The sequence below is a fragment of the Bacteroidales bacterium genome, from assembly GCA_021648725.1.
Lineage (GTDB): Bacteria > Bacteroidota > Bacteroidia > Bacteroidales > JAADGE01 > JAADGE01.
Genome location: JAKISF010000024.1, coordinates 1 through 14,183, shown reverse-complemented (window position 1 = coordinate 14,183; position 14,183 = coordinate 1). Strand labels below are relative to the sequence as shown.

The window sequence follows — 14,183 nt, the reverse complement described above, 5'->3', positions numbered from 1 at the left end:
TTACAAATATTCAATAATCCTTTCAATTCCTTGCAAAGCTCCTGTTTGAACTTCAACACCTTTTATGTAAGAGGGAATTTGAAAATCACGAGGATTTATACGAATTAATGTTGCATTAAAATCTTGTGCTAATCGTTCAGATTTCATTCTTACGGTAGGCACGGCTCTTCCGGCTCCCGTTTCAATAATAATAGTTTTTGCAGAATTTTCTTTCAAATTATTTAACCAATGATGAAAATTTGTGTTTTGTTCGTTTGATCTTTGTGATAACCAAGACCAATCACCGAACATCAATATATTCGGGCGAGCAATTGCTCCGCATTCAGGACATTTCGGCAAAGGTTCTTGGGATTCAAAAAGTTCTTTGTCAATTTCAATGTGTAAATCCGTTGCTTCCCAAATCTCAGATGTGCAGGGAATACTGCACTGCATGTGATTTATTGAACCGTGAACTTCTTCGATAAATTCATCGGAATAACCGGCATGTTGAAATTGCCCGTCAACATTTGAAGTAAATGCAAAATAACCATAAGTTTTTGCTTTTCCGAGTTCCAATAACATATCAAAACCTTTATGAGGAACAGTCTCATTATAAAGGTTATACCTGTGTCCGTAAAAAGCCCAGGCAAGTTTTGGGTTCTCCTCAAACCAACGAGGGTTTGCCATTTCAGAAAATGAAATTCCGAGGTGTGAAATTGCGGGATATTCTTTCCAAAAGCCTGAGTTGCCTCTAAAATCAGGCAGACCGGAATCAACTCCCATACCTGCACCTGTTGTTATTATTAATGCATCTGCATTTTTTATTGCTTCGGCTGCTTGTTTGAAATATTGCATTTTATAATAATATGATTTTGATATTACTTAATTCGCAGTACAATTACTTTCTCTTTTTAGCCATTTCTTCGTCATATAATGTAATTTGGTTATCATTATATAAACTCATTGAGGGTTTCCCGTATTTTTTCTTTACTGTTCCTTTAATGCAAATCTTTTTATTTAAAAGATATTCTTCCGGATTATAACTGAAATTTACAATATTATCTTTCCAGATTGTACACCAAAACAGTTGCTCCGGAAAATCTTGATCAAAATTTAAGAAAATATTACCGCTTTTAGTTTCGTGAACACCAACAACAGTTCCGCAAACTTTTGCTTTGCTGTCAAAATAAGATCTTGCCTGAACTGTGTTTATTGCATTCTTAGGTAATTTATTTCTGTTTATTGGTGCCAGGTTTTTCTTTCTGTTTTCGGTTTGCCAATGTTTTACATCAAAATTTGATTCAAGTTTATTTTCAATATCATCGGATAATGCAGGGAAAAAATCAATTCCTGTTTTCTTTTCAACTTCATCAATTGATACCGCATAACTAATAACAGGATATTCACATTTTTCATTAGGAATTATAAAAGCTATTCCTGCTTTTGAGTCTCCGTCAATATCAAGAACAACTTTATAAAATTCTTCGGGAATACTAACTTTGTTAACACCTCTTTCAATCTTTTTCAAGTCATCTTTTAAAATACCGCCGGTAACAACATATACTTTTTCATCGCTTTCGGCAACATACTCTCTTATAAAGCTCTCTAGTTTTGCCCAAATTTCTCTGTTAAATTCCGGACGCTGCGGTGACATATTTGAATAATAGTAAGATTCGCTCATGGCTTCTTTGCACCATCTGAAATCTGCCGAGGGAGCTAAATGCCCTCTGTCATAACCAAATCCGTCATATTTGTATGTGCTGTCAGCTTGTAAATATTTCAGGAAAAAATCTTTTTCGCAAGATGAACCGGTTTTTACGGCTGTATCTTCTCTGAAATCATTTGTTCGGGAAAAACCTTTCCCTTTAATGTCGGGTGTAATAATATGGGCAACCCAATTAGCTTGTTCGTGTTTCTCATTATATGATAAAGATAATGCCGAATGATGAATTATTTCTTCTCCCTCCTTTATTGCGGGCATACCGTTTTCCAATAGGTCTTTTTGAATTATATTTAGTCTGATTCCTTTTATTTCAGACAATAACAGTTCTCGTTCAAGTTCAACTTTTTTTACTATACGCTTAATACTGTCAATTTTTTCTTCATTATTTTGTGCAATACCTATACTTGATAAAAAAATAATTAAGAAAATTAATCTAAGCTTTTTATGTTTCATAATATATATGTAATTTTACAATAAATATTTCTTTCGTCAACATCAAACATATCGTAAAAATGTCAACTTTAAATCAAATCACAAATTTAGAAAAACTAACCGGAAAAAAGTTTAAAAATTGCAAGTTTAATATTGACGGTTGGATTTTTGATGAATTTGGCAGATTTCAAGTAAATGAGAAAGATGAAATTATTAAAATAAAGTTAACAGGAGCAAAATTAACCGAAATACCTAAATTAATTTTTGAAATTGATACTTTACAAGAATTGTCTTTGGAAGAGAACAATATTTCATCAATTCCCGACGATTTGAAATTGCTAAAGAACCTTAGATATTTAAATTTAGCACATAACAGTTTTGAGAAATTTCCGATGCAAGTTGCGAGTATTGAAAAACTTGAAACTTTAATACTTACAAATAACAATATTACAAAGTTACCCTGTGAAATAAAAGATATTAAAAATTTATTAGAATTAAATATAAGCCAAAACAGATTTAATGAACTTCCCGAATGTATAAATAACTACTCAAATTTATCATATTTGAATATTTCGCAATGCGATTTAAGTAAGCTTCCTGAAAATTTTTCAAATCTTCATAATTTACAAGAATTAGACTTAAGCAATAACAAATTTACTGAAGTCCCCGAAGTTTTGTGTAAATTACCTATTTTGTACAGGTTGTATATGACAGATAATAGGATAACTGAAATTAACGAATGTATTTTTTCTTCCGAAAAGCTTGAGTTTTTGAATTTAGGCTTTAATCAAATTTCAACTATTCCCGAAACTATTGATAATTTAAGTATTATCAGAACTCTTGCATTTGATTATAATAAATTAACAAAACTTCCGAGTAATATAAATAAGTTAAAAACACTTCGTAAATTAGATTTAGCAGGTAATAAACTTGTAAATTTCCCGAAAGCTTTAACTGAGTTAGAAAATTTGCAAGAGTTGAGCATGATTGATACAAAACTTATTGAAATACCGAAAGATATAAATAAAATGCAAAATTTAAGGGTTTTGCTTTTGATGGGAAATCAAATTGAAACAATTCCTGAGGAAATTTGTGACTTACAACATCTTATACATCTTGAATTGGGGATGAATGCTATCAGTAAAATACCTGATTCAATTAATAAATTAAAACAAATTGAAACAATTTCACTCGCAGATAACTTTATAAGACTGTTACCGGTTGCAATTTCTGAATTAAAAAATCTGAAAGAAATTGATTTATCAAACAATAATATGGAATTTTTACCTGCTTTTATTTTAAAATTAAACCTGCAAATTAACTTCGATGCAAATGAAGACGGTATTATTCTGCAAAACAATCCTATTACATATCCGCCTGTTTCAATTATAAAAGAAGGAAATGTTGCAATAGAATCTTTTTTTAAAGCTAATGAATAGAAGTTATTTGCAATAATTAAAGAAACTATTATTACAATTATTGTACAATTAATGGATAAGCACAGCCCCGAGCAAAGGCGAAAAAATATGCAAGCTGTTAAGTCGTCAGGTTCTAAGATTGAAGATGTGCTTGCAAAAGCTATGTGGACAAAGGGGTTGCGTTACAGAAAACAAGTAAAAAACATATTAGGGAAACCGGACTTTGCTTTTAGAAAATATAAAATAGCAATATTTTGCGACAGTGAGTTTTGGCACGGTAAAAACTGGGATACAAAAAGGTCAGAAATAAAATCTAATCAAAAATTTTGGCATAAAAAAATTGAAAGAAATATTCAAAGAGATAAAGAAGTAAATGCTGCATTAATTTCACAAGGCTGGATTGTGTTAAGATTTTGGGGTAAAGAAATATTAAATAACACGCAAAAATGTTTGCAAATTATTGAAAAGGCAATACAAACAAGAAAATCAAAGTATTAAAGTTCCGTATTTAAAAGAAAATTATAATTTTGCATTTCAAAATTTCAAATTTGGGAAGAATTTTAGCAATAGATTACGGGCAAAAAAGAGTCGGAATAGCCGTTACCGACATCTTGCAAATTATTGCAAACGGTTTAACAACAGTTCACTCAAAAGATATTTTTTCTTTTTTAGAGAAGTATTGTAGAGAAGAAGATGTAGAAACTATTGTAGTAGGGTACCCTTTAACCTTAAAAAACGAAGGAGCACAATCTTTAAAATATGTAAATCCTTTTTTAAAGAAGCTACAAAAAAAATTCCCCGACTTGAACGTTGAAATATATGATGAACGCTTCACTTCAAAATTAGCTAAAATTGCAATGATTGAAGGAGGAATGAAAAAAAAAGACAGACAAAACAAAGCATTGACAGATAAAATCAGTGCAACTATTATTTTACAATCCTTTATGGAGTCAAAAAAATAAAAGATGATATACCCGATTCATATAATAGGCTCATCAGTACTAAGAAAAAAAGCCGTTGAAATTGATGAAAATTACCCCGGTTTAAAAGAATTTATTGAAAATATGCACGAAACAATGCATAGTTCAGAAGGTGTCGGTTTAGCAGCACCGCAAGCAGGAAAAGCAATAAGGCTTTTTGTAATTGATGCAGAACCGATGGCAGAGGATATTCCTGAATTAAAAGATTTTAAACGAACTTTTATAAATCCTCAAATTATAGAAAAATCTACTAAGAAAACACGCTCGGAAGAAGGCTGCTTAAGCATTCCCGAAGTAAGAGAAGATGTTGAAAGGCACACAAGTTTAACAATTGAATATTATAATGAGAACTTCGAAAAAATAACAGAAAAGCTGGAAGGAATGGCAGCAGTTATTATTCAACATGAATATGATCATCTCGACGGTATATTGTTTACTGATAAAGTATCAGCATTACGAAAGAAATTTTTAAAAAGAAGACTTGCAAATATTGCAAAAGGAAATTTTAATAAAAGATATAAATTTATACTCGGAGAAAAGTTCAGGTGAAAATTGTACAGTTTTTGTTTGAACATTAAATATGTACCACTTTACTTTGTAATTTTGATTTTTGTAATATTAACTATACTCATAATTATAATTGAATTAAAATGAGTAAAAACTGTCCTAAAACTGAAAATTGTCCTTTATTTAGAGGCGAAATGTTAGCAAGTAAAAAAGCACAAGAAATATATATGAGAATATATTGCACTTCCGGAGAAACAGGAAGAAACAGATGCAAAAGATTCCAATTGGTAAAAGAAGGCTATAAGCCAAATCCTGATTTAATGCCGAATGATGACAGAACCGCAGAAGATATAATAAAAGATATGTAAGTTAAAATTTACAAATAATTTTCACAAAAGTCATTGATATATTTTAATGACTTTTCTTTTTCTTCAACCATTCCCATATGTCCTGAATTATCCAAAACAGCAACTAAATAATCTTCCGGAAAATCAATTTCATTTATAACATCAAAAGGAATGAAGTTATCTTTTTTGCCGATAATATACAGAAAAGGAACATCTGAGATTTCTACGATATGAGAACGGTCATCTCTGTTTTTCATAGTTAAAAGAGACGCGATTACACTTTCAGGGGATAAACTTTTTGCAATTTTTTCACCATAAGCAATTTCTTTTGCAAAAATACTCTTATTCTCATTTGAATATACAGCCTTTGAGTGAACAGAACATATATTATTTAGTTCTCCGTTTTCAATTTGCTTAATCATTTCTGTTCGAGCTGCTCTTTTTTCATCACCATCAGCAAACGGTGTTGAATGAAACAAGCACAATCCTGATAATCTGTCCGGATAATTATCAGCAAATGCCAACGCAACATAACCTCCCATTGAATGACCGATAATAAATGCTTTCTCTGTTTCTTCTTCATCAATTATATATTTTATTGCTTCGGCATATTTACACATTGTGTAAGGTTCTTCGTGCAAATCGCTGTTTCCGTGTCCGGGTAAATCAATTGAAATAACTCTGTTTTTTTTTGATAATTCTTTGCTGAAATCTGTCCAAGTATCAGATGTTTCCAAAAAACCGTGAATTAGAATAATAGTACTGTCATTTTTCTTTCCCTCGTCTTTGTAAAATATATTTTTATTATTTTTATATATTTGTTTTTTCATAATATTTTATTTCTTCAAAAGTAAGCAATACATGAAATTATACAAAATTGAAACAGGAAATTTAAAATTAGACGGCGGAGCAATGTTCGGGGTTGTGCCGAAAGTTATTTGGCAGAAAGTATATCCTGCCGATGAAGATAATCTTTGTAACTGGGCTATGAGATGTTTGCTTGTCGAAACTGATACGCATAAGGTGCTGATTGATACCGGAATGGGCAACAAGCAAAGTGATAAGTTTTTTAACCATTACTTTCCTGACGGAAATGAAACTCTGGAAAAATCATTAAAGCAAAATGGTTTTACTTATGAAGATATAACAGACGTAATTTTAACACATCTGCATTTTGACCATGTAGGCGGAGCAGTAAAATATAGCGAAAACAAAGAACTTGCTCCGACTTTTCCTAATGCAATATATCATGTCAGTAAAACTCATTGGGAACTTGCAAATAACCCTAACAGAAGAGAAAAAGCATCATTTTTACCTGAAAATTATTCAGCTTTGCAAGAATACAATCAACTTAATTTAATTGAAAGCGAAGGAGAATTATTACCCGGTATAGAAATAAAAATTTTTAACGGGCATACAATAGGGCAAATTATTCCTTACGTAAAATATAATAATACGAAAATAATTTTCGGTGCCGATTTATTTCCTTCAACTGCTCATATTCCCATGCCTTATATTATGGCTTACGATACACAACCTTTAATTACCTTGAATGATAAAAAACGATTTTTTGATGATGCAGTAAAAAATAATTACACAATATTTTTTGAACACGATTTATATAACGAATGTTGCAATTTAATTGAAACTGAGAAAGGTGTAAAAACAAATGAAATGTACAGCTTGCAAGAATTTATAAGAAATAACTAATTTTTTATGGAAATCGATTCAATTTAGCATCTTATATTTACTGAAATGTTTATTAATTAAAAAAGGTATTATGAAAATTCGATACATTATCCTGTTTTTCTTAGGTGCATTATTTATTTCTTCATTTGTTCCTTCAAAAAAAAATAATTTAAACATTAATAAAACTAACGGCGGAACAAAAGTTTTTGTAGTTGACTACGATTATCAAGCGGATATAAAAGTATATGTAGTCGATTATGATTATCAAGCCGATTTAAAAGTTTTTAAATCAAAATATGATTATCAGGCAAATAAAGACGGAATTTGGTTTTTTACTGATTATGATTACCAAGCCGATAAAAAGATTTTTTTTACAGACTATGATTATCAGGCAGATTTAAAAATTTATTTTGTTGATTATGATTATCAAGCAGGATGGAATAATAATTCTAAAACTCATTTACTGTACTAATTCATTTTTTAAAATTTTGGTTTGCTTTTCGGCTTTTTTAATAAAAAATGCAATTAAAAGACATTGATTTTTTTCTGTTTCAATGTCTTTTTTTATCTTCGCAACTTTTTAGAAATATAGTATTTATTTCAATTGTTCTTTATTAATGAACTTAATTTTAGATTTAGGAAATTCTTATACAAAAGCAGCATTGTTCAGAAGGGGGGAGATTTCTCATTTGTCTTCATTTAAAACGTGTGAAGAGATTACAGATAAAATTAAGAAGCTAACAGAGCAACAATCAGTAAAAAAAGTTATTTTATCAAGTGTAAGTTCTGAATTTATTGAATTAGATAATTTTTTATCTGAAAACTTTGATTTTTATTTAAAACTAAATCATAAAACAAAAGTTCCGATAAAAAATTTTTATGAAACACCTGAAACACTCGGTAAAGACAGACTTGCAGCAGTTATTGCAGCAAGCAATATTTTTCCGAATACCGACGTTTTAGTTTTTGATGCAGGAACAGCTTTAACAATTGATTTTATAAATCAAAACAATGAATATTTAGGCGGCAGTATTTCTCCCGGTATAAATATGAGATATGAAGCATTGCATTATTTTACGAAAAAATTACCAAAACTTACAATTGATGAAAATATTGACAGTTTAACAGGGAAAAACACAAATGAGTCAATTATTACCGGTGTACAAAACGGAATATTAAATGAAGTTGAAAAATATATTGAGAAATATTTGATAAAGTACCCCGAGTTAAAAGTCGTTTTTACGGGAGGTGATACATATTTCTTTGAAAAACGAATAAAAAATAAAATATTTACAGACCCGAATATTGTACTGAAGGGTTTAAACATAATACTTGAATATAATGCGACATAAATTTCCGATTATAACAATTTTTCTGTTTTTGTTAATTTTTGAGGCAGCAGGACAAGTTAATACAAGTTCACCTTATTCTCGATACGGAATTGGAGAAATTGCAAATCAATCGCTGGGAAGATCAATAGGGATGGGCGGAATTTCTTACGGTTTAAGATTACCTTTTGAAATAAATATAAATAACCCTGCCTCATATACTGCAATTCCTCAAAACATCTTTCTTTTTCAAGTAGGCATAAAATCTCAAAGAACTGATTATGCAACCGAAAATTCAAAAATAACTAACTATGATTTCGGCTTATCCTCATTAAATGCAGCATTCAAAGCAAATAAATATTGGGGAGTAAGTTTTGGGTTAACCCCTGTCAGCAATGTAGGATATAATATACAAACGCAAGACTCCGTCACTCTTGATGATTATACATCAAAATTTGAAAATCACTATATCGGTAACGGAGGAATTTCTCAGGTGTATTTTGGCAATTCGTTGAAATATAAGAGTTTATCTGTCGGGTTTAATGCCTCTTATTATTTCGGAACATTGAGTAAAAGAATTGAGTCATTAATGACAGATGTTAATTATATCTCTTCTTTACTTGATGTTGAAGATGTTAAAATTAAAGATTTTCGATTTAAATACGGAATTCAATATAGTGATTCTTTATTCAAAAAATACAATTTTACAATAGGCGGTTTTTTTGAAAACAAAACTGATTTAAAAGCTGAAATATTTAAATATTCAAACAGGACTTTAACTATAGGAGGAATTACCAGTATTTCAGATACTATTCTTAATGATACAATCAGTTCAGGACAAATAGGGTTGCCAATGTCTTACGGTGCAGGATTTACTTTTATTTCAAAGCAATTTATAATCGGTTTTGACTATGCTGTTAGCCAATGGGAAGATATCTTAATGTTCGGAGAAAATCAAACCGGATTAACAAATAGCTCTAAATTTTCTTTTGGGGTTGAATATACAAATGATTATACATCAAAACAGTATTTCAAAACTATAAATTACAGACTCGGCGGTTATTACAGAAATTCAAACTTATTTATTAATAATACACAAATTAAAGATTTAGGTATTAATTTCGGTATCGGAATTCCGACTAAAATCGGAACAAAAGTTAATATTGCCTTTGGGGTGGGACAAAGAGGAACAACAGAAAATAATCTTATTAAAGAAACTTATTATAATATAAATCTGAATTTTAATATGAGTGACCGTTGGTTTGTAAGAAGAAAATTTTTCTAAGAAAAACCGGCATAATTAATGAAATAATAATATTAACAAAAGTAAAAAAGAATCAAAAATACAAGAAAGATGAAAAAGTATGTAATTGTAATTGTAAGTTTATTGTTTGCATTTAATATTAATGCTCAAACAGCAGATGAAGTTTTTAAACAAAAATTTCCTGAATTATTCGGAAATCTAAAACCAAACGGAAATACAAAAGTAACAGATAATAATATTGAGATGTTCAGAAGTCAATATAAAAAACTTAATACTGCCGTAGATGAAATTGAAATGTTTAAATTCGGAGGTTTCCCTGTTGACGGAGGAGAAATTTTTGAAGACAAGGAATTAAAATCACTTCAAAAAAATAATCAATTGTTAGTTTTAGAAGCAAAAATTAAGAAATATATTGTTGATATGAAACTTTTTTTAAGTGATAAAAATAAGTGGGGAGTTGACAGTATTGATTGTATTCAACAATATTCTAACTTTAAAATGCGAATGAAACAAAAAGATTATAAAGCTGCGTGCAGTTTTTGGAGAGAACTAATGACTTATTACCCGATGTCATTCTCCGGTTTATATTCGCAAGGTGATGTGTTAATGAGAAAGAAAATACAAACGGTTACAAATGAAGCTAAAAAAGTAGGAGATGAAGCAAAGAAAGCTTATGAAGCAAAAAAGTTTGACGAATCAAAAGAATTTGTTAAAAAACAAAAAGAATTAATAACAGAAAGAGAACTTTGGATTGATACATTACTATATATATATGACAAAAGAATTGAATATTTCGGAAACTCAAAAAAATACGGAAAAGCATATTCGGAAGGCAAAAAAGGAAGTTACCTGTATAAATACAGAAAAGATACTGCTTTAAGCGAAGCATATAAACTTCTTGAAAGCTCTGTTATGTCAGAAAAAGAAAAATCTCGTTTTACAATAATAAAAACTTTCTTTGATGTAAGTATGGATATGACAAAGGCTGAAAAAATAGGAGCTGAAAAATTAGTTAACGACTATAATGTATCAACAGGTTTTCTTAAGGCAAGTACTGATAAATACTCAGGTTACATCGAGAAAGAAAAAAAGAAATCAAAACCTAATGAAAAGAAAATAAAAAATTGGCAAAAAATAGTTGATAATAACAATAAGGTTTCTCAATATGTAACAGCCAGATTTGCAAAATCAGAATTCTCAAAATGTGAATATTTAGTTCCTGCCTTCAAAGAAACTTTTGATGAAAACAAAACAAATATTGAATGGTTAGAAAAAATATTAGGCATATTAAAATGGAAAGAATGTACAGAAGATCCTTTTTATTTAGAAGCCGCAAAAGATTTATATAAACTTAAACCTTCTGCAAATGCTGCGGCAATGATTGCTTTCGGTGCATTAAAAAATAAAAACTATTCTGATGCCGGCAAGTATTTTGAAGAAGCATATAACGGGGAAGAAGATGTTGAAAGAAAAGCTGAGTATTATTATTACGGTGCAGTTGTTGCATTTGCTCAAAACCAAAAAAGCAAAGCTCGAACATTAGCATTAAAAGCAGCAGGATTAAAAGAAAATTATGGTAAACCGTATGTTCTTATTGCTAAACTATATGCAGGAAGTGCCGGTTCATGCGGTGAAAAATCATTTGATAAAGCAACTGTATATTGGACTGCTGTTGATAAATTAATTAAAGCAAAATCTGTTTCAAAAGATGAAGACGTAATTAAAGAAGCTAACGGCCTTATTAACAAATACAGCGGAAGATACCCCAGTCAAGAAGAAGGTTTTATGAGAGGTGTTTATGAAGGAAATACCGTTAAGGTAGGATGTTGGATTAATGAAACAACAAAAGCAAGATATTAATTGTCGAATTTTTGATAAAAAAGTCCTGATAACAGTTATCAGGACTTTTTTATATTTATACTTTTATTTTAAAAAAAAATAATGAAACTTATTTTAGATACTATTCGTAAACTAAATACATGAAAATTAAAACAGCAGATTTTGTAATAAGTAACACAGACATAAAAAAATGTCCGAAACCGGATAAACCGGAATATGCATTCATCGGCAGGTCAAATGTAGGGAAATCTTCATTAATTAATATGCTTACAAACAGAACAAAATTGGCAAAGATTTCAGGAAAACCCGGAAAAACACAACTGATAAACCATTTTATTATTAACGAAAAATGGTATTTAGTTGATTTGCCCGGATACGGTTATGCAAAAGTATCAAAACAAGCAAGAAAAAATTGGGCAGGCTTTATTAAAGAATATATTTTGAAAAGAGAGAATTTACTGAATCTTTTTGTTTTAATTGATTCCAGGATAGAACCGCAAAAGAACGATTCTGAGTTTATGGAGCAATTAGGAATAAACGGCATTCCTTTTGTTATAATTTTTACAAAGGCTGATAAACTTTCTGACAAGCAATTAATTAAGAATATTAATACTTATAAAAAGCATATGGCTGAAACATGGGAAACTATGCCTGAATATTTTATAAGTTCAGCAACAGATAAAAGAGGGAAAGATGAAATTTTAGATTTTATTGATAAAACAAATAAATTATTTTAATTTTTTAAATAAATGATATGAAGTTATCAGAATTAAGCTATGAGACATACAGGTACCTATTTGATATTAAGTACTTTGCAAAGCAGCTAAAAGATTCCGATTACGAAGAACCTGATATTGATGATATTATTAAAGATGCTGATTTATTATATAGAATTTTTTTAAAAACAATAGAAGATAAAGCTGTTGAAGAGCAAAAACAAGAATTGAAAAAGGCTCATATATTGGCAGGTAAGATATTAAAGCAATTTAAAAATCTTAAATGCAAAGATGATTTTATAAACGAAAAAGTTGATCTGATAGTTGAAGCTTTTGCAATTAAAGAAAAAACGGAAGTTTTTATAAACAGAATTTAGCTGTTTCTTATATCGAGCCCTTTTTAATATTATTGCAAATAATATTAAAAGGGAGCTTCAAAATGCAAATAAAAACCTCTTTCCTTTAAGTGGTTTATTGAGTAATCCAACCTTAACAAAGCATCATAATAAGTTAATATATTTAAACTCAACCCCGAACTGTACAACAATGTATTGTCTAATATATTGGTTTGACTGTAAGAGATATCAGAATTTTTCACATAAGCAGCATCAGCAAAAATGCTTGCATAAACAGTAAAATGAATTTTATTAAAGCGTTTAAACGGTATTTTTTTTAAGTAAATAACCTTTTTCGGAATAAGTTTAAAATTTAATGTGTTTTTGGTTAATGCAAAGTTAGTTCCGTTAACTACATAATACTCATAACCTCTTATGTTTGAATTGTAACCTATGCCCGAATTTAAGAAAAAAGCCGTTTTGTTATTTGCTTTAAATTTAACGGTAATATGGTTTCCTAAATAAAGTTTTTCAGATAATTTAGTATATTTTGAGAATTCACTTTTAATATAAAAAGAGTTAATCTCATCCTCAGGTAATAAAAATAATCCGTTTTTTACAGTTGTTATTTTGATATAATGCCCTTCCGTAGGAAATATTCTGGAATTTCTTTTGTCGCGTTTAAAAATATATTTTAAAAAGAAGTAATTAATTTCAGTTTGAGAATTTACTGTATAATCCGGACTGAAAAATAATAAACTGTCCGATAATTTTCTGTTCTCAAAACCGTAATAAATTGAATGTGAGTTGTAAAAATCTTTTCTGTAACTGTATTTTACACTTAAACTATAAGATTTTAAAGCATATTCATTCTGTAATTTAATTTGTGTTAATTTATCATTCTCAATTTTGCAACCTGTTTCTTTTCTTTTTAATTGCTTTAAAAATATTCCTATTGAGTGTTGTCTGTTTTTATCAATAAATATATCTCTGTAATTCAACATTAACTCCTCATCATATCCGAAAATTGAATAAAAGCTCAACTTTTCATTTCTTCCTCTGAAATTATATTTTTCCAATCCGGCTCCGAAATCAGTTCTTGTAAAATCTCTGTTTTTAATCCAATTACTGAAATTTCTGTCGGCATAATAAACAGCAATTTGCGGCCATAAGTACCAACGTTCTTCTACATTTATTTCTATTTCAATGTTAGAAGTCGAATCGTTTAAAATATTAATATCTACAAAATTAAATAAAGGCGTGTTCTGTAAATTTTTTTTGCTTTCTTCTGTTTTTTGCAACAGTTCTTTTTTAGAAATACTGTCTCCTTCCGAAAAGGTCAACTCTCTTAATATAGTTTCAGTTTTAGTTTTATTATTACCTTTAATATCTACGGTTTTAATATAAAAATCATGATTCACTTGAGAATTTGCAGAATAAAATAATAATGCAAATAACACAAGTAAAGATAACTTTTTTGCAAATTTTATATTTTTAATCATTGTTGTCCGATAAAACTTTTTAAAAGCGGGAAACTCGATTGAGAAATCCCACTTTTTTATATCTTTATTTTTCACTATAAAAATTAAGATATGAACAAAGATACAAATTTTATCGGACAGCCGA

At 29.3% G+C, this 14,183-nt stretch carries 16 protein-coding genes; 12 read left to right on the top strand and 4 right to left on the bottom strand.

Annotated elements, in window-relative coordinates; genetic code table 11:
- A complete protein-coding gene (locus L3J35_09615) occupies positions 1–834 on the bottom strand; it encodes a hypothetical protein (GenBank protein MCF6366443.1) in 834 nt (277 codons plus the stop codon).
- A gap of 43 nt (positions 835–877) precedes the next feature.
- Positions 878–2,155 carry a DNA/RNA non-specific endonuclease gene (locus tag L3J35_09610; protein MCF6366442.1) on the bottom strand — a complete coding sequence of 426 codons (1,278 nt, stop codon included), beginning with the start codon at positions 2,153–2,155 and terminating at the stop codon, positions 878–880.
- 59 nt (positions 2,156–2,214) lie between these two features.
- Between L3J35_09610 and L3J35_09605 the strand changes: the two genes are divergently transcribed.
- The 5 genes from L3J35_09605 to L3J35_09585 all read left to right on the top strand — a co-directional run bounded on the left by L3J35_09605 (position 2,215) and on the right by L3J35_09585 (position 5,407).
- Positions 2,215–3,573 carry a hypothetical protein gene (locus L3J35_09605; GenBank protein MCF6366441.1) on the top strand — a complete coding sequence of 453 codons (1,359 nt, stop codon included), beginning with the start codon at positions 2,215–2,217 and terminating at the stop codon, positions 3,571–3,573.
- Positions 3,574–3,624: 51 nt separating this feature from the next.
- Positions 3,625–4,050: a very short patch repair endonuclease gene (locus tag L3J35_09600; protein ID MCF6366440.1), complete on the top strand. Its 426-nt coding sequence runs from the start codon at positions 3,625–3,627 to the stop codon at positions 4,048–4,050.
- Between the two features lie 50 nt (positions 4,051–4,100).
- Positions 4,101–4,514 (top strand): Holliday junction resolvase RuvX, encoded by a 414-nt coding sequence (gene ruvX / locus L3J35_09595; protein MCF6366439.1) that lies wholly within the window; start codon positions 4,101–4,103, stop codon positions 4,512–4,514.
- Between the two features lie 3 nt (positions 4,515–4,517).
- Positions 4,518–5,081, top strand: coding sequence for a peptide deformylase (gene def, locus L3J35_09590; GenBank protein MCF6366438.1), 564 nt, complete (start codon positions 4,518–4,520; stop codon positions 5,079–5,081).
- A gap of 101 nt (positions 5,082–5,182) precedes the next feature.
- Positions 5,183–5,407, top strand: a complete 225-nt coding sequence (locus L3J35_09585; GenBank protein MCF6366437.1) for a hypothetical protein — start codon at positions 5,183–5,185, stop codon at positions 5,405–5,407.
- 8 nt (positions 5,408–5,415) lie between these two features.
- Here L3J35_09585 and L3J35_09580 read toward each other — a convergent pair whose 3' ends face one another.
- Positions 5,416–6,216, bottom strand: a complete 801-nt coding sequence (locus L3J35_09580) for an alpha/beta hydrolase (GenBank protein ID MCF6366436.1) — start codon at positions 6,214–6,216, stop codon at positions 5,416–5,418.
- Positions 6,217–6,247: 31 nt separating this feature from the next.
- Between L3J35_09580 and L3J35_09575 the strand changes: the two genes are divergently transcribed.
- The 7 genes from L3J35_09575 (at position 6,248) to L3J35_09545 (ending at position 12,599) form a co-directional block, all read left to right on the top strand.
- Positions 6,248–7,096, top strand: coding sequence for an MBL fold metallo-hydrolase (locus L3J35_09575; protein ID MCF6366435.1), 849 nt, complete (start codon positions 6,248–6,250; stop codon positions 7,094–7,096).
- A gap of 70 nt (positions 7,097–7,166) precedes the next feature.
- A complete protein-coding gene (locus tag L3J35_09570) occupies positions 7,167–7,547 on the top strand; it encodes a DUF6150 family protein (GenBank protein MCF6366434.1) in 381 nt (126 codons plus the stop codon).
- A 145-nt stretch (positions 7,548–7,692) separates the two neighbouring features.
- A complete protein-coding gene (locus L3J35_09565; protein MCF6366433.1) occupies positions 7,693–8,427 on the top strand; it encodes a type III pantothenate kinase in 735 nt (244 codons plus the stop codon).
- A complete protein-coding gene (locus L3J35_09560) occupies positions 8,417–9,688 on the top strand; it encodes a hypothetical protein (protein ID MCF6366432.1) in 1,272 nt (423 codons plus the stop codon). Before L3J35_09565 ends, L3J35_09560 begins: the two co-directional genes overlap by 11 nt.
- Positions 9,689–9,757: 69 nt before the next feature.
- The gene (locus L3J35_09555; protein ID MCF6366431.1) at positions 9,758–11,527 is read left to right on the top strand and encodes a hypothetical protein; all 1,770 of its coding nucleotides are present in this window, start codon (positions 9,758–9,760) and stop codon (positions 11,525–11,527) included.
- Positions 11,528–11,646: 119 nt separating this feature from the next.
- The gene (gene yihA / locus L3J35_09550) at positions 11,647–12,243 is read left to right on the top strand and encodes a ribosome biogenesis GTP-binding protein YihA/YsxC (GenBank protein MCF6366430.1); all 597 of its coding nucleotides are present in this window, start codon (positions 11,647–11,649) and stop codon (positions 12,241–12,243) included.
- Positions 12,244–12,260: 17 nt separating this feature from the next.
- Positions 12,261–12,599 carry a hypothetical protein gene (locus tag L3J35_09545; protein ID MCF6366429.1) on the top strand — a complete coding sequence of 113 codons (339 nt, stop codon included), beginning with the start codon at positions 12,261–12,263 and terminating at the stop codon, positions 12,597–12,599.
- Between the two features lie 44 nt (positions 12,600–12,643).
- On the opposite strand, the gene L3J35_09540 is transcribed toward L3J35_09545, so the two are convergent.
- A partial coding sequence (locus L3J35_09540; GenBank protein MCF6366428.1) for a BamA/TamA family outer membrane protein occupies positions 12,644–14,183 on the bottom strand: 1,540 nt, incomplete at its 5' end.

Coding starts and splice junctions, on each gene's coding strand:
- L3J35_09560 (MCF6366432.1), top strand. CDS start 8,417: ATGCGACATAAATTTCCGATTATAACAATTTTTCTGTTTTTGTTAATT.
- L3J35_09555 (MCF6366431.1), top strand. CDS start 9,758: ATGAAAAAGTATGTAATTGTAATTGTAAGTTTATTGTTTGCATTTAAT.
- def (MCF6366438.1), top strand. CDS start 4,518: ATGATATACCCGATTCATATAATAGGCTCATCAGTACTAAGAAAAAAA.
- L3J35_09600 (MCF6366440.1), top strand. CDS start 3,625: ATGGATAAGCACAGCCCCGAGCAAAGGCGAAAAAATATGCAAGCTGTT.
- L3J35_09610 (MCF6366442.1), bottom strand. CDS start 2,155: ATGAAACATAAAAAGCTTAGATTAATTTTCTTAATTATTTTTTTATCA.
- L3J35_09615 (MCF6366443.1), bottom strand. CDS start 834: ATGCAATATTTCAAACAAGCAGCCGAAGCAATAAAAAATGCAGATGCA.
- L3J35_09575 (MCF6366435.1), top strand. CDS start 6,248: ATGAAATTATACAAAATTGAAACAGGAAATTTAAAATTAGACGGCGGA.
- L3J35_09580 (MCF6366436.1), bottom strand. CDS start 6,216: ATGAAAAAACAAATATATAAAAATAATAAAAATATATTTTACAAAGAC.
- L3J35_09605 (MCF6366441.1), top strand. CDS start 2,215: ATGTCAACTTTAAATCAAATCACAAATTTAGAAAAACTAACCGGAAAA.
- L3J35_09545 (MCF6366429.1), top strand. CDS start 12,261: ATGAAGTTATCAGAATTAAGCTATGAGACATACAGGTACCTATTTGAT.
- L3J35_09585 (MCF6366437.1), top strand. CDS start 5,183: ATGAGTAAAAACTGTCCTAAAACTGAAAATTGTCCTTTATTTAGAGGC.
- L3J35_09565 (MCF6366433.1), top strand. CDS start 7,693: ATGAACTTAATTTTAGATTTAGGAAATTCTTATACAAAAGCAGCATTG.
- L3J35_09570 (MCF6366434.1), top strand. CDS start 7,167: ATGAAAATTCGATACATTATCCTGTTTTTCTTAGGTGCATTATTTATT.
- yihA (MCF6366430.1), top strand. CDS start 11,647: ATGAAAATTAAAACAGCAGATTTTGTAATAAGTAACACAGACATAAAA.